The organism is Nonomuraea sp. GTA35, assembly GCF_041950525.1.
Taxonomy (GTDB): domain Bacteria; phylum Actinomycetota; class Actinomycetes; order Streptosporangiales; family Streptosporangiaceae; genus Nonomuraea.
On the sequence record NZ_JBGNUV010000009.1, the window covers coordinates 302843 to 319636 of the forward strand.

The 16794-nt window shown below is 70.5% G+C and carries 21 protein-coding genes; 9 read left to right on the forward strand and 12 right to left on the reverse strand.

Annotation, left to right across the window (positions count from 1 at the left end; all coding sequences use genetic code 11):
- Positions 1-76: 76 nt before the first annotated feature.
- Positions 77-1120, forward strand: a complete 1044-nt coding sequence (locus tag ACBJ32_RS35720; protein ID WP_375130503.1) for a DUF2293 domain-containing protein — start codon at positions 77-79, stop codon at positions 1118-1120.
- A 10-nt stretch (positions 1121-1130) separates the two neighbouring features.
- A complete protein-coding gene (locus tag ACBJ32_RS35725; RefSeq protein WP_375130504.1) occupies positions 1131-1505 on the forward strand; it encodes an MmcQ/YjbR family DNA-binding protein in 375 nt (124 codons plus the stop codon).
- Here ACBJ32_RS35725 and kynU read toward each other — a convergent pair.
- The 7 genes from kynU to ACBJ32_RS35760 are packed head-to-tail and all read right to left on the reverse strand — an operon-like array spanning position 1498 to position 7166.
- The gene (kynU, locus tag ACBJ32_RS35730) at positions 1498-2703 is read right to left on the reverse strand and encodes a kynureninase (protein ID WP_375130505.1); all 1206 of its coding nucleotides are present in this window, start codon (positions 2701-2703) and stop codon (positions 1498-1500) included. The two genes, ACBJ32_RS35725 and kynU, sit on opposite strands and share 8 nt — an antisense overlap.
- Entirely contained in the window at positions 2700-3815 is a 1116-nt protein-coding gene (locus ACBJ32_RS35735; RefSeq protein WP_375130506.1) for an ABC transporter substrate-binding protein, read from the reverse strand. Before ACBJ32_RS35735 ends, kynU begins: the two co-directional genes overlap by 4 nt.
- A 13-nt stretch (positions 3816-3828) precedes the next feature.
- A complete protein-coding gene (locus ACBJ32_RS35740) occupies positions 3829-4020 on the reverse strand; it encodes an amidohydrolase family protein (protein WP_375130507.1) in 192 nt (63 codons plus the stop codon).
- Positions 4021-4536, reverse strand: coding sequence for a 3-hydroxyanthranilate 3,4-dioxygenase (locus ACBJ32_RS35745; protein ID WP_375130508.1), 516 nt, complete (start codon positions 4534-4536; stop codon positions 4021-4023).
- Positions 4533-4943 carry a RidA family protein gene (locus ACBJ32_RS35750; protein ID WP_357882583.1) on the reverse strand — a complete coding sequence of 137 codons (411 nt, stop codon included), beginning with the start codon at positions 4941-4943 and terminating at the stop codon, positions 4533-4535. Before ACBJ32_RS35750 ends, ACBJ32_RS35745 begins: the two co-directional genes overlap by 4 nt.
- A 23-nt stretch (positions 4944-4966) precedes the next feature.
- On the reverse strand, positions 4967-5764 hold the full coding sequence (locus ACBJ32_RS35755; RefSeq protein ID WP_375130509.1) for a 2-keto-4-pentenoate hydratase: 798 nt from the start codon (positions 5762-5764) through the stop codon (positions 4967-4969).
- Positions 5757-7166, reverse strand: a complete 1410-nt coding sequence (locus ACBJ32_RS35760; protein ID WP_375130510.1) for an aldehyde dehydrogenase family protein — start codon at positions 7164-7166, stop codon at positions 5757-5759. The genes ACBJ32_RS35755 and ACBJ32_RS35760 overlap by 8 nt, the downstream gene beginning before the upstream one ends.
- Before the next feature lie 140 nt (positions 7167-7306).
- Here ACBJ32_RS35760 and ACBJ32_RS35765 point away from each other — a divergent pair, with 140 nt between their 5' ends.
- The 4 genes from ACBJ32_RS35765 to ACBJ32_RS35780 all read left to right on the forward strand — a co-directional run bounded on the left by ACBJ32_RS35765 (position 7307) and on the right by ACBJ32_RS35780 (position 9882).
- Positions 7307-8011, forward strand: a complete 705-nt coding sequence (locus tag ACBJ32_RS35765) for a dienelactone hydrolase family protein (protein ID WP_375130511.1) — start codon at positions 7307-7309, stop codon at positions 8009-8011.
- A 56-nt stretch (positions 8012-8067) separates the two neighbouring features.
- Positions 8068-8622: a VanZ family protein gene (locus tag ACBJ32_RS35770; protein WP_375130512.1), complete on the forward strand. Its 555-nt coding sequence runs from the start codon at positions 8068-8070 to the stop codon at positions 8620-8622.
- A 141-nt stretch (positions 8623-8763) separates the two neighbouring features.
- Entirely contained in the window at positions 8764-9516 is a 753-nt protein-coding gene (locus tag ACBJ32_RS35775) for a GntR family transcriptional regulator (protein WP_357882598.1), read from the forward strand.
- Between the two features lie 123 nt (positions 9517-9639).
- Positions 9640-9882 carry a hypothetical protein gene (locus ACBJ32_RS35780; RefSeq protein ID WP_253755240.1) on the forward strand — a complete coding sequence of 81 codons (243 nt, stop codon included), beginning with the start codon at positions 9640-9642 and terminating at the stop codon, positions 9880-9882.
- 294 nt (positions 9883-10176) lie between these two features.
- On the opposite strand, the gene ACBJ32_RS35785 is transcribed toward ACBJ32_RS35780, so the two are convergent.
- Positions 10177-11202, reverse strand: coding sequence for a hypothetical protein (locus ACBJ32_RS35785; RefSeq protein ID WP_375130513.1), 1026 nt, complete (start codon positions 11200-11202; stop codon positions 10177-10179).
- 150 nt (positions 11203-11352) lie between these two features.
- On the opposite strand from ACBJ32_RS35785, the gene ACBJ32_RS35790 reads away from it, so the two are divergent.
- Positions 11353-11874 carry a gamma carbonic anhydrase family protein gene (locus tag ACBJ32_RS35790; RefSeq protein ID WP_375130514.1) on the forward strand — a complete coding sequence of 174 codons (522 nt, stop codon included), beginning with the start codon at positions 11353-11355 and terminating at the stop codon, positions 11872-11874.
- Here the strand turns inward: ACBJ32_RS35790 and ACBJ32_RS35795 are convergent.
- Positions 11846-12748 carry a hypothetical protein gene (locus ACBJ32_RS35795; RefSeq protein ID WP_375130515.1) on the reverse strand — a complete coding sequence of 301 codons (903 nt, stop codon included), beginning with the start codon at positions 12746-12748 and terminating at the stop codon, positions 11846-11848. The genes ACBJ32_RS35790 and ACBJ32_RS35795 overlap by 29 nt on opposite strands.
- 53 nt (positions 12749-12801) lie before the next feature.
- Here ACBJ32_RS35795 and ACBJ32_RS35800 point away from each other — a divergent pair, with 53 nt between their 5' ends.
- Together ACBJ32_RS35800 and ACBJ32_RS35805 are read left to right on the forward strand one after the other, a co-directional pair.
- Complete coding sequence (locus tag ACBJ32_RS35800) at positions 12802-14118, forward strand: hypothetical protein (protein ID WP_375130516.1); 1317 nt, start codon at positions 12802-12804, stop codon at positions 14116-14118.
- Between the two features lie 140 nt (positions 14119-14258).
- Positions 14259-14495, forward strand: coding sequence for a hypothetical protein (locus ACBJ32_RS35805; protein ID WP_375130517.1), 237 nt, complete (start codon positions 14259-14261; stop codon positions 14493-14495).
- 122 nt (positions 14496-14617) lie between these two features.
- Here the strand turns inward: ACBJ32_RS35805 and ACBJ32_RS35810 are convergent, their stop codons facing one another.
- From ACBJ32_RS35810 to ACBJ32_RS35820, 3 genes are read right to left on the reverse strand one after another with little or no spacing between them, the layout of a single operon-like run.
- On the reverse strand, positions 14618-14899 hold the full coding sequence (locus ACBJ32_RS35810; protein ID WP_080044376.1) for a metal-sensitive transcriptional regulator: 282 nt from the start codon (positions 14897-14899) through the stop codon (positions 14618-14620).
- Between the two features lie 29 nt (positions 14900-14928).
- Positions 14929-15996 carry a glycosyltransferase gene (locus tag ACBJ32_RS35815; protein WP_375130518.1) on the reverse strand — a complete coding sequence of 356 codons (1068 nt, stop codon included), beginning with the start codon at positions 15994-15996 and terminating at the stop codon, positions 14929-14931.
- Positions 15993-16787 carry a hypothetical protein gene (locus ACBJ32_RS35820; protein WP_357882695.1) on the reverse strand — a complete coding sequence of 265 codons (795 nt, stop codon included), beginning with the start codon at positions 16785-16787 and terminating at the stop codon, positions 15993-15995. Before ACBJ32_RS35820 ends, ACBJ32_RS35815 begins: the two co-directional genes overlap by 4 nt.
- Positions 16788-16794: the final 7 nt, after the last annotated feature.

Consider the following 16794-nt stretch of genomic DNA (forward strand, 5'->3'; position numbering starts at 1 on the left):
AGATCCAGAGGAGTTACTTGCCGCAACTGTTCCAAGGAAAGCTTCGGGGCTCGCCATCTCACGACAAACTTGAACCGTGAGTAAGCCCAACCTGGCGAGGCGGGTCGCGGAGGCGGCCGAGATCGCGCTGACCACCCGCAAGTACGTGACGTTCATCGACGTGGTGACGGGCCTGCGCTGGCTGCACTCCAGGCATGTGGACACCTGGCGGCAGGGCCGGGCGGCCACGCTGGCGGAGCTGGCGGCCGTGGACGAGGACCGCCTGCTCACCGCGGCCGGCCTGCTGCGCGACTGGGCGCGGGCCAGGGGGCTGCGGCCGGTGGAGACCCCGTACGTGGCGGGCACCCGCGACCGCCGAGAGCTGCGCTTCACCGCCCGGCACGAGCAGGAGCCGTTCCGGGTGCACTGGCTCTCGCCCGATCTCAGCGAGGCCAGGGTGCGCCGGCTCACCGAGGCGCAGAGCAAGGCGCCGGATCTGGTGGCGGTGGCCCCGCTGGAGGCGTGGACGTGCGCGTCCTGCGGCGACACCGGCCCCTACCTGATCATGGAGGACGACCGGCCGCACTGCCTGACGTGCGCGGACCTGGACCACCTGGTGTTCCTGCCGTCGGGCAACGCGGCGCTCAGCCGCCGGGCCAAGCAGGAGAGCGGCCTGTCCGCGGTGGTCGTGCAGTACAACCGGCGGCGCAAGGTCTACCAGCGCATGGGCCTGCTGGTGGAGGAGTCCGCGCTGGCCGCGGCCGAGGAGCGCTGCCTGGCCGACGAGGAGGTACGGCGGCGCCGCCGCGAGCGCGACCGCGTGCGCAGGGCGGAGCAGGACGTGGAGTACCAGGCCGCGATGGCCGCCGAGATCGCCCGGCTGTTCCCCGGCTGTCCGGACGAGCGGGCGCGGGAGATCGCCGAGCACGCCGGCCAGCGCGGCAGCGGCCGGGTGGGCAGGTCGGCGGCGGCCAGGGCGCTCGACGAGAACGCGATCACGCTCGCCGTGATCGCCTCGATCCGCCACCTCGACACCGACTACGACAACCTGCTCATGTCGGGCGTCCCCCGGATGGAGGCCCGCGAGCGGATCAGGGCCGGTATCGAACGCAAGCTCGAAGAGTTCCGCCGTCCGGGCTAAGGTCGGGAGCATGAGCCACGACTGGCACGACGTCAGGGAACAGCTGCGCGCGTTCGCGCTCGGCCTGCCGGAGGCCCACGAGGACCATCCCTGGGGCGACACCGTCATCAAGGTCAACAAGAAGGTCTTCCTCTTCCTCGGCGTCGACGAGCAGACCGAGAAGTGGGACCCCTCGTTCGGCGTGAAGCTGCTGTCGCAGGCGCACGGCCACGCGCTGACCGTCGAGGGCGCCCGGCCCAGCGGCTACGGGCTGGGCAAGGCGGGCTGGGTGACCGTGCCGTTCCTGTCGCGGCTCCCGGAGACCGAGGTGCTGCTCGACTGGGTGGAAGAGAGCTACCGGGCCATCGCGCCCAAGCGGGCGGTCAAGGAGCTCGATCTCAGGTGACGGCCAGGCGGGTGGCGTACTTCTCCTCCCGCCACAGCTCCTTGTCCAGCACCTCCAGCAGCGTGGTCGCGGCGTCGTACACGTCGGTGTAACCGATGTAGAGCGGCGCGAAGCCGAACCTGAGCACGTCCGGCGCCCGGAAGTCGCCGTGCACGCCCCGGTCGATCAGCGCCCGCATCACCGGATACCCGTCGGGGTGGCGCAGCGACACCTGGCTGCCCCGCGCGGCCGGGTCGGCGGGCGAGGCCAGCTCCAGCCGGTCGCCGACCAGCTTCACGAAGAGCTCGCCCAGCGCCATGCTCTTGGCCCTGACCTGCGCCATCGGCACCCGCTCCCACACCTCCAGCGCCGCGTCCAGCGCCGCCAGCGACAGCACGTGCGGGGTGCTCACCGCGAACCGGCGCACCCCCTCGGCCGGCCGGTAACCGCTCTCGAACGCGAACGGCTCGGCGTGGCCGTACCAGCCGGACAGCACGTTCTCGGCGGCGGCCTGGTGGCGCGGGTTGACGTAGAGGAACGCGGGCGCGCCGGGACCGGCGTTCAGGTACTTGTACGTGCATCCCACGGCGAAGTCCGCCCCCGAGACGTCCACCTCCATGGCGCCCACGCTGTGGCACAGGTCCCACACGATGAGCGCGCCGGCGGCGTGCGCCTCGGCGGTGACCGCGGGCACGTCCTGGCGGGCGCCCGTCCGGTAGTCCACCTCCGACAGCAGCACCACGGCCGCGTCGTCGAACCCCTCGCTGAGGTCGCGCAGCTCGTAGCCGCCCAGCAGCGAGGCCAGGCCCTGCACCATGTAGTGGTCGGTGGGGAAGTTCCGGGTGTCGGAGACGATCACGCGCCGCTCGGGCCGCAGCTTCAGCGCCGCCGCCACGGCCTGGAAGACCGCGATCGAGGTGGTGTTGCCCACGACGACCTGGCCGGGTCCCGCGCCGATCAGCGGGGCGATCCGGTCGCCGGCGGTGAGCGGCTGCTCGTACCAGCCGGCGTGGTTCCAGCCGCCGACGAGGTGCCTGCCCCACTCGTCCTCGACGGTCCTGCGCAGCCGCTCGGCGGCCCGGCGGGGCGGCGCGCCGAGCGAGTTGCCGACGAGGTAGATCACCCCTTCCGGCAGCACGAACTCGTCCTTGAACTCCCGCAGCGGGTCCGCGGCGTCGAGCGCGAGGCACTGGTCGCGATCCAAGGTCACTCCCGTCATGGAGGAATGGTGGCTATCACCCTGTTCACACCATTCTGGTACTGACGGGCGTACCAGTTCTGCACCGGGTTGTGCGCCGCGTCCAGCCGGAACGTGCCGCGCGGGCCCGCCAGCTCGCCCACCTCGCCCAGCGCGCGGGTCAGCTCGCCGCCCCTGGACAGCGCCGCGTCGATGAGGCGCATGGCGTCCCAGCTCTGCAGGGCCACGGCCGAGGGGTTCCCGCCGGTCCTGGCCCGCCACCGGGCCACGAACGCGGCGTTGTCCGGGTTGTCCAGCGCGGGCGAGTACATGCCGACGCTCGTGATGCCCTCGGCGTCGGGGCCGACGGCCCGCAGCACGTCCTCGTCCGTGAGGTTCATGCAGGCCAGCAGCTCGATCCTGGTGTCGTAGCCGAGCTGCTTGAACGTCCTGGCGAACGCGACCGCCTCGCCGCCGGCGTAGAACGCGAACAGCAGCCCGGCCTCGGGCGGGATCTGGTCGAGGTACGGCTTGAGGTCGGTGACCCGGCCGTGCGGGGTCAGGATGCGCTGGAGCGGCCCGGCCCCGTACCCCTCGGCGAAGCCGTCGAGCGTCTCGACGCCGGCCGAGTAGTCGGAGGCCATGAGCACCGCGCCGCGCCGCCCGTACCGCTCGGCGGCGTAGCGGCCCGCGGCGTGGCCGTGGTCGCGGTTGGTGTAGGAGACGCGGAAGACGTTCGGGCCGTCCAGCTCGTCGGAGCCGGCGTTGGCGACCACCACCGGCGTACCGCCGGCGGCCTCCTCCACCACCGACACGGCGACGGGTGAGGCGATCAGGCCGGTGAGCACGTCCACGCCCGCCTCGTCGATCAGCCTCCTGGCCTCCTTCCTGCCCTGCTCGGAGTTGCCCCCGTCGTCGGCCACCACCAGCTCGGCCGCCCTGCCGCCCAGGCGGCCGCCGTGGTCGTCGAGATAGAGGCGCATGGCGGTCTCCATGTCGTCGCCGAGCATGGCGTACACGCCGGTCTGCGAGATGATCGCGCCGATCTTGACCGGGAGCCTGTCCTCGTCAGGCGGCGGTACCGTCCCGCCGCAACCGGCGGCCATCAGCACCGCCAGGCCAACCACGGGCAGCCCCAGCACGGGTGCGCGCATGGGGGAGCTCCCTTCAGCCCGGGAACGCCTCGGCGTTGGCTGCGAGCAGCCTGGCGCGGGCCGTGCCGGGCAGGAAGGGGGCACGCCGGATCAGGTCACCGGAGGGTGACTCGCCCAGCGGGTGGGGAAAGTCGCTGCCGAGCATCACATGGTCCTCCCCGAGAGTGCCGACGAGCAGCCGCAGCGCGCGCTCGTCGATGGACATTCAGCCCTTGCCAGGATGTAGCGCGCCGCATCGACCGCAGGTGCGGGCCTTCTCGTCGCCGTAGAACGCCTCGAAGACCGGCGGCAGGTCCCTGACGATGTCACGTACCTGCAGCTCGGCCTCGTGCACCAGGGCGCCGCACGCCATGCAGTACCACTGGAACTTCTCCAGCTCGCCCTCCGGCCGGATCCGCTCGACCACCAGGCCCACGGACCCGGCCTCCGGCCGCTGCGGCGAGTGCGGCACGCGCGGCGGCAGCAGCCACATCTGGCCCTCGCGGATGTGCACGGTCTGCGGGCCGTTCTCCGTGACCACGTTGACGTGCATGTTGCCGCGCACCTGGTAGAACAGCTCCTCGTACGGATCCACGTGGAAGTCCGTCCTGGAGTTGGGCCCGCCGACCACCATCACGATGAAGTCGTTCGCCGCCTCGAAGACCACCTTGTTGCCGACGGGCGGCTTGAGCAGGTGGGCGTGCTCGTCGATCCATGCGGTGAAGTCGATGGGCGGGATCATGAGATCTCCTGGGGGTGGTAGGCGACGGCTTGCATCTCGATGAGGAGGTGCGGGTGCGGGAGCTGGTGCACCGCGACCGTGGTCCTGGTGGGCCCCTCCTCGTCGAAGAACTCGGCGTAGACCTCGTTGTAGCCCTTGAAGTCGTTCATGTTCACCAGGTACGTGGTGATCTGCACCAGGTCGGCCAGCGAACCGCCCGCGGCCTTGAGGATGTCGCCGATGTTCTCGATGACCGCCCTGGTCTGGGCGCGGATGTCCAGGCTGGTCGCGCCGTGCTTGTCCACCTCGACGCCCACGAACGTGTCGTCATGGCGCCGGCAGCTCGTGCCCGAGACGTACAGGAAGTCTCCGGCCCGCTTGACGTGGGGGAACCTGCCTCGCGGGGTGGCCTTGCCGGGCACGCGCATGGCCCTCGGTCTTACTTGGGGGCTCACTTGCCGAACACCGCCCGCACGGGGCCGAGGCCCTCGATCCGCGCCTCGAACACGTCTCCGGGCTCGACCGGCACCACCGGCCCGAGCGCGCCGGTCAGCACCACGTCACCGGCCCGCAGCGGGTGGTCGGTGCGGCCCAGGCGGGTGGCCAGCCAGACGGCGGCGTTGAGCGGGTTGCCCAGGCACGCCTCGCCCGAGCCGGCCGAGACCTCCTGGCCGCCCCGCGTCATCGTCATCCGCGCCGCCCGCAGGTCGAGCCCGAGCAGCGGCACGGGCGTGCCGCCGAGCACGAACGCGCCGGACGAGGCGTTGTCGGCGACCGTGTCGACCAGCGTGATGTCCCAGCCGGCGATCCGCGAGTCGGCGATCTCGATCGCCGGCAGCGCGAACTCCACCGCCCTGATCACGTCGGCCACCGTGAACGGGCCGCCCTTCAGGTCCCTGCCGAGCACCAGGGCGACCTCGGCCTCGGCCCGCGGCTGCAGGAACCGGTCCGGCGGGATGGGCTGCCCGTCGCCGTAGCAGGCGTCGGCGAACAGCGTGCCGAAGTCCGGCTGGTCGACGCCGAGCTGCTGCTGCACCGTCGGGTTCGTCAGGCCGACCTTCCTGCCGACCGGCCGCCGCCCCGCGTCGAGCGCCTGCCTGGTGCCGAGCTCCTGCACGGCGTACGCGTCGGCCGCCGTGCCCACCAGGTCCCTGATCGGCGCGCAGGGGCGGCCTGTACGCGCCGCCTCGGCCAGCCGCTCGGCCGCCTGGGAGCGCGCGTCCACTGCCTGGGACCATTCGTCATGCATCGGGCTGCTCCAGTTTGATGGTGATCGTGGTGGGTTCGGAGTAGAAGTCGAGCGAGCGGGTGCCGCCCTCCCTGCCGATGCCCGACAGCTTCACACCGCCGAACGGGGTACGCAGGTCGCGCAGGTACCACGTGTTGACCCAGACGAGCCCGGCCTCCAGGCGCTGGGCCACGCGATGGGCGCGGTCGAGGTTCGTGGTCCACAGCGTGGCGGCCAGGCCGTACTCGCTGCCGTTGGCCAGGTCGACGGCCTCGGCCTCGCTGTCGAAGGGCGCGACGTGGCACACGGGACCGAAGATCTCTTCTCTGTTGAACCTCGACCATTCAGACAAGCCTGTCACCACAGTCGGCTCCACGAAATAACCGGAATCGCGATGATCGCCGAACACGGGGACACTGCCCCCTGCGAGCACCTTGGCTCCCTCCGAGCGGGCCAAGGCGTAATAGGAGAGCACCTTCTCGCGGTGCTCCGCCGAGATCATGGGCTGGAGCTCCACCTCCTGGGCGCGGGCGGCCAGCCGGGCGCAGAAGTCCTCGAAGATCGAGCGGTGCACGTACAGGCGCTCGGTGCACAGGCAGACCTGGCCGCCGTTGGTGAAGACCGACTTCACCGCGCCCTCGACCGCCTTGTCCAGGTCGCAGTCCTCGAAGACCAGCCCCGCGTTCTTGCCGCCCAGCTCGAACGAGATCGGCTTGACCCGGTCGGCCACGGACTTCATGATCGTCGTGCCCGTGGCGGTGGAGCCGGTGAACGTCACGGCGTTCACCCAGGGATGCTCGACGAGGAGCTGGCCGGCGGAGCCGTACCCGAAGATGATGTTGACCACGCCGGGCGGCAGGCCGGCCTCGGCGCAGAGCTCGGCGAACACGGCGGCCGAGCCCGGCGTCTGCTCCGACGGCTTGACCACGACCGTGTTGCCCGAGACCAGGGCGGGCGCGAGCTTCCAGGTCATGAGCAGGAACGGCAGGTTCCACGGGACGATCACCGCGACCACCCCGAGCGGCCTGCGCACGGTGTAGCTGAGCACGCCCGACAGGTGGAAGGCGTCCTCCGGACGCTGCGCGGCGATCTCGGCGAAGGCCCGGAAGTTGGCGATACCGCGCGGGATGTCGAGGGTACGGGTCTGGTCCAGCGGCTTGCCCGTGTCGGCGATCTCCGCCGCGACCAGGTCGTCGAAGCGGGCCTCGATGCCCTCGGCCAGCCGCCGCATCCACCCGGCGCGCTCGCCGACAGGCATCGCCGCCCAGTCGCGGGCCGCCTCCCGCGCCGCCCGCACCGCCCGGTCGACCACCTCGGGATCGGCCTCGTGGACCTGCCTGACCACCGCGCCCGTGACCGGGTCGTGGACGGGGAACGTCTTGCCCGCGGCCACCGGCTGGCCACCGATGAAATGGGTCAGCACAACTGTCTCCTCATTTCTCCCTCGCCTCCCGGTATAGATCGTTGTGCGGCTCGTGGACAACAGGATGTTCCGGGACACGGAACCTCCGATCGCATCGTCTCGCCCGAACGCGGCGCGCGCCATGAGCGATGCTGGTGGACATGCAGACCCGTACAGATCACATCGCCGCCCACGACGGCACCTTCGACGTCCACGTGTGGCTGCCCGACTCCGGCTCGGGCCCCGGCATCCTCCTGGTCCAGGAGATCTACGGCGTGGGACCGTACATCGAGAAGGTCGCCGTCGACCTGGCCTCCCGCGGCTACGTGGTGGCCGCGCCCGATCTGTTCTGGCGCTTGCAGCCGCACTGGCGCGGCGAGCACACGCCCGAGGGCACGCAGGCCGCGATCGAGCTGTCCCAGGGCTTCGACATCGCGCACGGCGTGTCCGACTGCGCGCTCACGGTGGCCCACCTGAGCGCCATGCCGGAGGTGAGCGGCGGCGTCGCAGCGCTCGGCTTCTGCCTGGGCGGCTCGGTGGACTACATGCTCGCCACCCAGGTCGAGCTGGCCGCTGTGCTGTCCTTCTACGGTTCGGCCGTGCCCGACGCGACCGGGCTGATGGAGCGCATCCAGTCGCCGCTGCTGCTGGTGTTCGGGGGCAGCGATCCGTACATCCCGCGCGAGCGGGTGGCCGCCGTGGAGAAGGCCGCCGAGGGCCGGCCGAACGTGGTCATGCACGTCGAGGAGGAGGCCGGGCACGCCTTCCACAACAGCGAGTCGCCGATGTTCCACCAGCCGGAGCCCGCGGCGCGTGCCTGGGAGGTGGCGATCGCGTTCCTGAACGAGCATCTGCCGGCCCGGTGAGACCTGTCCGATTGGACAGCTTCCGGTATCCCTAGATCAACCGCCATGCTGGGCGAATGGCGCGGACGTGGGAATTGTGGGGAAACGTCATTATTGCTGGTACCTTTGCACTCCCCTTGGGCTTGCTAGCAATCATGCTTCTCTCCCGTCACCGCGCCCGCGCCGGCCATCCCGCGCCCCTGCGCGCCTCCCTCGCCGACGTCGGCATCCCGCTCGGGACGGCGCCGTGGACATGGATGATCCTGACCCCGTCGGCCGGCCCCTCGGGGGTGAACCTCGTGCCGTTCACCGACCTCGCGGACCTGGCCGAGGCACCGCGGGAAGCGGTGTTGGTGCAGGTCGGAGGCAACTTGCTGGTATTCGCGGCGCTGGGCGCGCTGCTGCCGGTACGCAGCCACGCGATGTCCTCACTCGGCCGCGTTGCGGCGGTCGCGGCGGCATTTTCGGTCCTGGTCGAGGCCCTCCAGTACGTGTTCCGTCTGGGGCGTCTGTCCTCCGTGGACGACGTCATCCTCAATGCGACGGGTGCGGCGATCTTCGCTTTGGTTACTCGCCGCTGGTGGGCCCGGTCGGATACCGGCCGGGCTCGTTCCATGATTACGGCCAGCTAAAACATCGCGGAATTCACCACTCGGGCACGATCCTCTCAAAATCAGCCCACGACCATGGCCTGCTTCTGTGCGATCGTGGACAAGACGGGGCAAGTTCTCTGGAGACGCCACAACCTGGTTGGTGACAGAGGGTGATCAAAGTTGTCTGAATCCCCGGTACCCCACGAGCCCCCTATCTATCGACGCATCGCCGACGGTCTCCGCGCCCGGATTCTGTCCGGCGAACTGCGCGACGGGGACCGACTACCGGGCGAGAACGCGCTTATGGCCGAATACGCAATCGCACGAGCCACCGCCAGGCAGGCGCTTGCCGTACTGATCAACGAAGGGCTGGCGGTGCCCAGACGAGGCTCGGGGGTTTACGTGCGGCTGTTCAAACCGATACGCAGGCACGGCTCACGCCGCCTGTCACGAGAGCAGTGGGGCCAGGGACGAGCCATCTGGGACGCGGACACGCGTGGCCGCCCCTTCACCGTCGACGCGTTAGAGGTGACGTTGGAGCGAGCCACCGAGGATGTGGCCGCCGTGCTCGAGAGCGGCGAGGTCTGGGTACGCCGGCGCCGCTACTCGGTCGACACCAGGCCCGTGCAACTGGCCACCTCCTACTTCCCCGCCCGGCAGGTGGAGGGCAGCGCGATCACCCTCCCGGACACTGGCCCCGGCGGCGTCTACGCCAGGCTCAGCGATCTGGGCCTGCCCCCCGCCCACTTCACCGAGGAGGTACGGGCCCGCATGCCCAGCCCGCGCGAGACCACGCTGCTCGACCTGCCCGCGGGCACGCCCGTCATCGTGATCGCGCGTACGGCGTACACGTCGGGCGGGCTGCCGGTCGAGGTCAACGAGATGGTGCTGGATTCGGCGGCGTACGTACTTCAGTACGACTTCGACGCTTGAATCAAGCCGATCTGTCAAGCGATAGGTTGACCTGTCCCTGACGATCATTGTGCTCTCTAGAGAAGTGCCGCATCTTCTAAGGAGATGGAACCTCGCCTGGGGACCCGGGAAAGGCGGACAGCGATGTCCTTTGATCGGCATCTCGCCGAGATCGCCCGGGAGTACCCCCAGTGGACCATCTGGCGGAGCGATGCGGGCCGCTGGTGGGCCACGAGACACCATCCGCTGAGCGCGGCGCAGCGCGATGCCGGATGTGCGATGACCATCGACGCGGACGACCCGGACGGCCTGCGCGACCGGCTCCGGGACCAGGAAAGGCGGGCCGGCGAGCAGCACACGTGGCGAGCCGGCCCCGCACCACCTTGACGCAGGTCGTGGAGCGTTCCGCGGCCCGCGTCCACGAGCAGCCCGGTGCCGGGTCCAGCGTCTCGGCGGCCCCGGCACCGGGCCTCCAAGATTCAGGAGGGGCCACGAACGCGGAAGTCCCCGACCCGATCGGGGGCGGGGGCTTCCGCTCCCCACCCCCAGGGTGTGGGCATGCTGTTCGAGCGGCGGTCGCGATCGCCCGGGCTCCGGCCTGATGGCCGAGGTCACCTCGGTGGCGGTGACCTCGGCCGCGGATGTTACGGACGGCCTACCTGCCGGCCAGGGGCTGAGCCGTTACTTGCGCGACTCCGACAGCCGGCCGATGTTCACGTCCGTGTCGTCGGAGATGACACCCTCCCGCTGCTCCGGGTCGTCGTCCTTGACGATCACCCGCACGGTCTGCTCGGGGTCGTCCTCGCCGTTCTGCGGCTCGGGCTGGGCGGGCTGGACGGGCTGGGCAGGCTGAGCAGGCTGAGCAGGCTGGGCCGGCGGCGCGATGGCCTCGGGCACCAGCGACCCCGCGTTCGCCTCGGCACGCATGAGGTCACCCAGCACCGAGCTGATCTCCGTCAGCCGCCGCACGACCTCCGTGTGCGTGTTGCTCAGGTACTCCACCCGCCGCCCGGCCTGCTCGTCCAGTGCCGTGGCCCGCTGGTGGGCGGTGGCCAGCATGTTCTCGGCCTCCTGGTGCGCCCCGGACAGCACCTGCTCGGCCTGCGCGTTGGCGGACTGCATGAGCTGCTCGGACTCGGCCCTGGCCATGGTGACCGTGCGCTCGGCCTCGGCCCTGGCCTCCTGCAGCGTCTCCTCGGCCTCGGTGCGGGCGGAGGTGAGCTGCTCCTCCGCGTCGCTGCCCGCCTGGGCCAGCATGCGCTCGGCCGCCTGGGTGGCCTCGCTCACCCGCCGCTCGGCCTCGGCCTGGGCGGAGGTGAGGATCTTGTCGGCGGTCTCGCGGGAGGTGGTGACGAGCCGTTCGGCCTCGGACTTGGCCGCGTCGCGCACGCTGGCGGCCTCGGCCTCCGCGTCCTCGCGCTTGGCCGCGGCCTCCTCCTCGCCGAGCCTGAGGATCTGCGCGAGCCTGGGGCTGAGGTCCTCGTAGCTCTGCGGCGTCTCGACCATGCGCCGCCTGGCCTCGGCCAGCTCGATGCGGCCCTGCTCCGCCTGCTCGATGGCCCGTGCCAGCCGCTCCTCCAGATCCCTTATCTGGTTACGGGTGCGGATGATGTAGTCGTGGACCTGGCGGCGGTTGTAGCCGCGCATCACGACCTCGAAGGTGTCCTCTTGCATCAGATCGGGAATGCTCTCGTGCTGGTTCATCATGGCGATTACCTGGGGGTTTCGTCGTGAGGCGGGGGAAAACTAGCGGGTTGTGAGGGTCTGGCAACGGGACGTCAGGAAACGACTTTCCTGCCATCTGCCCACGTCCGCAACCCGAACGCCATACCCAGAGCTGGAATTACGATGTCTCGAATGTACATAGCAGCGTTGGACAACGGAGCAGTCCCGGACATACACCCTGAAGCGTACATAGCGCCTGGTGCGGTCGTGGTCGGCAACGTACGCGTGGGCCGGGCGTCCAGCATCTGGTACGGCTCCGTCCTCCGTGGGGACGACGAACGGATCGAGATCGGCGCGGAGTGCAACGTGCAGGACCTGTCGTGCCTGCACTCCGACCCGGGCGAGCCCGCGATCCTGGAGGACCGCGTCAGCCTGGGTCACAAGGCCATGGTCCACGGCGCCCACGTGGAGTCCGGCGCGCTGATCGGCATCGGGGCGATCGTGCTGGGCGGCGCCAGCATCGGCGCGGGCACGCTGGTGGCGGCCGGAGCCCTCGTGGGCCCCGGCAAGAAGATCCCGGCGGGCGTGCTGGTCGCGGGCGTGCCCGGCAAGATCGTACGTGAGCTCACCGACGACGATCGCGACTCCTTCGCCCGCACGCCCGACAACTACATGGCCAAGGCACTCAGGCACCGGCAGGCGTCATCGCTTTGATCAGGACCTCGTCCGACACCGACGCCGTGTTGAGCGGGTCGGCGTAGTCAGGCAGCTCCGGCCTCAGGAAACGGACGAAGTCGACCGTGAGCTTGAGGTCGGGCGTGCCCTTGACCTGCTTGGCGTTGCCCTTGGCCGCGTCCTTCTTGAGCGTGCTGTAGCTGTCCCAGTCGGTGTAGGCCGTCACGCCCCACTGGAGCACGTCGGGCAGGGTGGACGGCCAGCGCTGGGCCACCTTCCACGTGCCCTTGTCCTCCTTGTACAGCGCGACGAAGACCCGGCCGACCCTGGCCAGCGCGAGGTCCACCCAGCCGCTCCTGACGCCGACCTCCTTGGGCTTGGAGCTGCCGTCCTGGGTGAGCTTGGCCTCGACCTGGCCGCTCTTCTCAGCGGTGCCGGTGGTGACCGAGACCCAGTTGGGCTTGGCGTACGAGCCGGGCTGGCGGGCCATGAGACCCCCGAGCGAGAACTTCCGCTTGGGCTGGCCGCCGCTCCTGCCCTCGACCTTGACCCGGGCGTGCATGACGATGTCGCCGGCGAGCTCCTGGTACACGAAGGGCCCGCGGAAGCCGTCGAACCAGGCCGAGACGTTGGGCTCCAGGTACATCGCGCCCTTCACGGTCTTGTTCACGTCGAACTTGGCGAGCCGGTCGATGTCCTTCTCGGTCTCGCTGAGCTTGGTCCACACCTTCAGGTCGGCCGCGTCGTCGAACTCGGTGGAGGCCTCGCCCACCTCCCCGCCGGGAGCGGGCGGAGTGGCGTTCTGTAGCGTGAGAATGCCCGGTCCGGTGGGTGTCGGCTGCGCCGCCGTCGTCGTACCGCAACCGGAGAGCACGCCAACGACCACCAACGTCCCTGCTACCTTCGCCCTCATAGCGGCCATTCTGCCGTGAAATGCCGATGGATGATCCGAGTACCCCCAGTACGATGACCGCCGTGCCACCCTGGGATGCGTTCACCGCCACGGAGGCGGAGGTCCGCGCGATGGTCGCGGACCCGCGCTGGCGAGGGCTTTCCGTGCCCGATCGCGCTCACGTGCTGGCGGCCAGGATCCTGGTGACCCCCGATGGCGACCGGTGGCTGTTCGGCGCGCACGCGCGCTGGCACCTGCACGACCCCGCCGACGGCCGCTGGCACCCGGCCCCGCCGCCGCGCGGCACGCGGGTGCGCCGGGTGACGCACGCCGCGGCGGTCCTGCCGGACGCCGTGGTGCCGCCCGGCCACGACTTCCACGCCGAGCCCGGCTCCACCCAGTCGTTCATCGGCCCGGACGTGCCAGAGCGCCTCACGGAGCAGCTCAGGGTGCTGGTACGCGGCTGCGGGCGCAAGTCCGAGCTGGACTACCCGCTGTCGTCCTTCGACGAGATCTTCGCCACAGACGTGCCGAGCACGGTGGCCGCCGCCTGGGGCACGATCATGTGGTGCGCGTACGCGCCCGCCTTCGACGGCAACGAGCGGCTGATCACCGTCTTCGGCGAGTACCTGCGCCGCCCCCTGCCGGGCGACGAGTGGGTGCGCTGGCTGCAGGCGCCGCCCCTGCTCGATCTCGTCAGGCTGGTGGCCGAGCGGATGCGGGCGGGGCGTCCCCGGGCCGCGCTCAGGCTCGCCGCCGTGATGGCGGACACGGCCCAGATCCTGCTGCTCGACACCCGGTTCAGGCCGCGGGCGTTGGCGCTGCTCACGATGGTGGAGCCCATGCTGCGCCGCCCCGGGTTCGGCGACCCGTACGACGACGACGCGGTGATGCGCCGCGAGTGGCTGGAGCGCTGCCCCGCCCGCCTGTGCCGGGCCCTGCTCGTGGAGAACGACCCCGAGGCGCATTTCTCCCACACCGTCTACGACCTCGTGGACGCCCTGTCGTTCACGCCGGAGCCGCGCCGGGCCGCGGCCTCTCTCCTGGCCGACCTGTCCGACTCCAAGGGGACGCTGCCGGGGCGGCTGGATCACCGGTTGCGGATGGCGTACGAGGAGCTGCGCCATGCCGGGCTCACGGGCACGTCCGCGGCCGAGACGACGCAGCCGGAGGGCTTTGCCGTACGCACGGCCGAGGCAGCACCGGTGTTCCAGGTGGAGCCGCCTGACAGGGGGAGCGCGGCGGCGGTGCTCGGGGCCGCGTACGCCATGGGGCTGGCGTGGGGCCGGCTGACGGGGGCCAAGCTGCCGGAGCGGGGTCTGGCGGGGCAGTCGGCACTCGTACGGAAGATCGTCCACGAACGGGACGACCACCACACAGGGCACATGTAAACCACTAATGCCGCTATTTCCCCCTTACTCCTCCTATATCGTTCTAACCCCACAGATAACAGCAATTTCGCTGAATTGTGATCTCGGATTCGGGAAATGATCCTGACGGGGCCCCCGCGGTGCAGAAAGGAATGACTCCGATGGGCCATGTCGCCGGAAGGGGCCTGCGCCGTAACCTCGTAGAGGGTGTGGGCTGCGGAAGGAAGGACGACGCGGTGGGGCACGACGACCTGGACTCTCGGGTCCACGACCGTGTCGCGTTGGACGAGATTGCGCTCTACGCCGAGGTGCTCACCGCCGTGGCAGTCAGTGAGCGGCGGCTGACCTTGGACGAACTCGACGACGCGCTCGGATTGCGGACTTCGGCGAGTCGCTGAAGAACCAACTCGATTACCAAGACCCCGGGGACCTAGTTCCCGGGGTTTCACATAACTAGTCAATCCACGGCTGGATCATCCGACTTACGGATGAGGCCCTCACGACGGAGGGCTAGACCCCGCTAGGAACGCACGAGGCGGGCGATCGCCGCCGACGCCTCCTTGACCTTCGCCTCGGCCTCCGGGCCGCCCGTGTTGATCGCGTCGGCCACGCAGTGCGAGATGTGCTCCTCCAGCAGCCCCAGCGCGACCGCCTGCAGGGCCCGTGTGGCGGCGGAGACCTGGGTGAGCACGTCGATGCAGTAGGCATCGTCGTCGACCATGCGCTGCAGACCCCTGATCTGGCCCTCGATTCGCCGCAGGCGCGTCAGATATGCCTGCTTGTCTCCGCTGTACCCATGCATGCTTCTACGGTACCCGTAAGGAGTATGGGCTAGCGAAGGTCGGTGATGAGCTTCTCCCACTGCTCGGCCACCTCGTCGGCCGAGTGCCGCACCGCGGTGTCGAGCGCGCCGGCCGCCAGCGAGCGCCGCCTGCGCTCGTCGTCGATCAGCGCCAGCAGCGCCGCCGCGAAGAACTGCAGGTCCCCCTCGGACTCGGGCACCAGCACCCCGTTGTAGCCCGTCGCCACGAACTCCCTGGGCCCTCGGGCGCCCTCGAAGGCCACCACGGGCACCCCGCACCCCATGGCCTCCAGCACGGTCATGCCCAGGTCCTCGCTGCGCGAGGTGGTGGCCACGATCGACGCCTTGGCGAACTCGCCCGCCAGGTCCGGCGTGGTGCCCATGAAGTAGACGTGGTTGTGCAGGTCGAGGTCGCGCACGAGCGAGCGCAGCCGCCGCTCCTCCGGGCCGCCGCCGTACAACCGCAGCCGCCAGTCGGGCCGCTTGTCGGCCACGATCGCGAACGACCTGATCAGCCGGTCGTACGCCTTCACCGGCACCCACCGGCCGCCGGCGGCCACGATCCTGTTGTCCATGCGGGAGCGCGGCCAGGGGCCGCTCGGCAGCGCGTCCAGCACGTTGTGCACGGCGGGCGCGCCGCCGAGGAGCCTGCTCCACTCCTCCTGCGCCGACTCCGTGGCCGTCACGACGGCGCTCAGGCGCGGGTAGAAGCGCTGCACGGGCCCGGGCACGGCCGGCCTGCTCCACTCGCGGGCGATCTTGATGGTGTCGCGCGGCGCGTGCCTGGCGGCCTGCACGCCGATCCCGGGCCTGGTCGTGATCAGCACGTCGGACCTGAGGTTGCGCAGCACCCGCCACAACGCCACCTCGGTACGCACCTGCCCGCGCGGGAGCAGGTGCCTGACCCCCGGCCGCACGTCGACCACGCTGCGCATGCTCACCTTGGGGCCGACCGGGAAGAACGGCTTCTCCTTCTGCCGCCTGACGCTGATCACCTCGACGTCGTGCCGCTCGGCCAGCGCGGTGGCCAGGTTGAGCGTGGCGCGCACGTCGCCCCGCATGGCGTACGCGGAGGGGAGGACCAGGCTGACCTTCATCCGCCGACCTCGATCCGCAGCTCGTCGTCGGCGGTGTAGCAGGGTTTGATCAGCACGCCGTCCACCCGGGCCGACGGGTAGTGCAGCCGGCGGCGCTTGCCGTCCACGTCGTCGAGCCGCGAGCCGAGCCGCAGCTCCGCGGGCACGCCCTCCACCTGCAGCGCCGGCTCCCACAGGCCGGAGCCCTCGGGGTCGGCGGCCAGCACGTCCACGAGCGACACCGCCGCGTGGAAGCGCACGCCCTGCACCGTGGCCGTGGCCTTCAGGTGGGCGCCCGTCTGCCTGCGCTCCAGGGTCAGCACGGCCTCGTGGCGGAAGTCGTCGTCCTCCAGGCCGGTGTAGGCCAGCAGGCCCATCACCTCGAAGCGGCCCTCCCTGAACCAGATGGAGCGCACCTCCGCCACCGGCTCGGCGTCGGAGATCTTCAGCGCGAGGAAACCGTTGCGCGTTCGATAGGACCGGTAGGCGAGCGTGCGCTTGCACAATGCGTACGCGTCGAGATGGTCGAGCGAGAACCCCGGATCGACGCTGCGCAGCCGGCTGCGCTTGCCCTCGTGACGCAGGTACGCGTCCCAGCGGCCGGCGCTGAGCTCGAGCGGCGCCAGCGAGACCGCCAGCGTGGCCTCGCGCGCCCGCGCGCCTGGACTGCCGAGCAGCACGTCGCGCTCCACCCCCGTGGTGCGATGCCGGAGAACGAGCTCGGTGCCGTCCTCCAGTGGTTCGTCGATGGCGAGTCGCAGGGAGAGCACGTCGGCCAGGGTGACTTCGGCGTCCGTGACGACGACGCCCATCACGAGC

Coding starts and splice junctions, on each gene's coding strand:
- ACBJ32_RS35725 (WP_375130504.1), top strand. CDS start 1,131: ATGAGCCACGACTGGCACGACGTCAGGGAACAGCTGCGCGCGTTCGCG.
- kynU (WP_375130505.1), bottom strand. CDS start 2,703: ATGACGGGAGTGACCTTGGATCGCGACCAGTGCCTCGCGCTCGACGCC.
- ACBJ32_RS35735 (WP_375130506.1), bottom strand. CDS start 3,815: ATGCGCGCACCCGTGCTGGGGCTGCCCGTGGTTGGCCTGGCGGTGCTG.
- ACBJ32_RS35740 (WP_375130507.1), bottom strand. CDS start 4,020: ATGTCCATCGACGAGCGCGCGCTGCGGCTGCTCGTCGGCACTCTCGGG.
- ACBJ32_RS35745 (WP_375130508.1), bottom strand. CDS start 4,536: ATGATCCCGCCCATCGACTTCACCGCATGGATCGACGAGCACGCCCAC.
- ACBJ32_RS35750 (WP_357882583.1), bottom strand. CDS start 4,943: ATGCGCGTGCCCGGCAAGGCCACCCCGCGAGGCAGGTTCCCCCACGTC.
- ACBJ32_RS35755 (WP_375130509.1), bottom strand. CDS start 5,764: ATGCATGACGAATGGTCCCAGGCAGTGGACGCGCGCTCCCAGGCGGCC.
- ACBJ32_RS35765 (WP_375130511.1), top strand. CDS start 7,307: ATGCAGACCCGTACAGATCACATCGCCGCCCACGACGGCACCTTCGAC.
- ACBJ32_RS35770 (WP_375130512.1), top strand. CDS start 8,068: ATGGCGCGGACGTGGGAATTGTGGGGAAACGTCATTATTGCTGGTACC.
- ACBJ32_RS35780 (WP_253755240.1), top strand. CDS start 9,640: ATGTCCTTTGATCGGCATCTCGCCGAGATCGCCCGGGAGTACCCCCAG.
- ACBJ32_RS35785 (WP_375130513.1), bottom strand. CDS start 11,202: ATGATGAACCAGCACGAGAGCATTCCCGATCTGATGCAAGAGGACACC.
- ACBJ32_RS35790 (WP_375130514.1), top strand. CDS start 11,353: ATGTACATAGCAGCGTTGGACAACGGAGCAGTCCCGGACATACACCCT.
- ACBJ32_RS35795 (WP_375130515.1), bottom strand. CDS start 12,748: ATGAGGGCGAAGGTAGCAGGGACGTTGGTGGTCGTTGGCGTGCTCTCC.
- ACBJ32_RS35800 (WP_375130516.1), top strand. CDS start 12,802: ATGACCGCCGTGCCACCCTGGGATGCGTTCACCGCCACGGAGGCGGAG.
- ACBJ32_RS35805 (WP_375130517.1), top strand. CDS start 14,259: ATGGGCCATGTCGCCGGAAGGGGCCTGCGCCGTAACCTCGTAGAGGGT.
- ACBJ32_RS35810 (WP_080044376.1), bottom strand. CDS start 14,899: ATGCATGGGTACAGCGGAGACAAGCAGGCATATCTGACGCGCCTGCGG.
- ACBJ32_RS35815 (WP_375130518.1), bottom strand. CDS start 15,996: ATGAAGGTCAGCCTGGTCCTCCCCTCCGCGTACGCCATGCGGGGCGAC.
- ACBJ32_RS35820 (WP_357882695.1), bottom strand. CDS start 16,787: ATGGGCGTCGTCGTCACGGACGCCGAAGTCACCCTGGCCGACGTGCTC.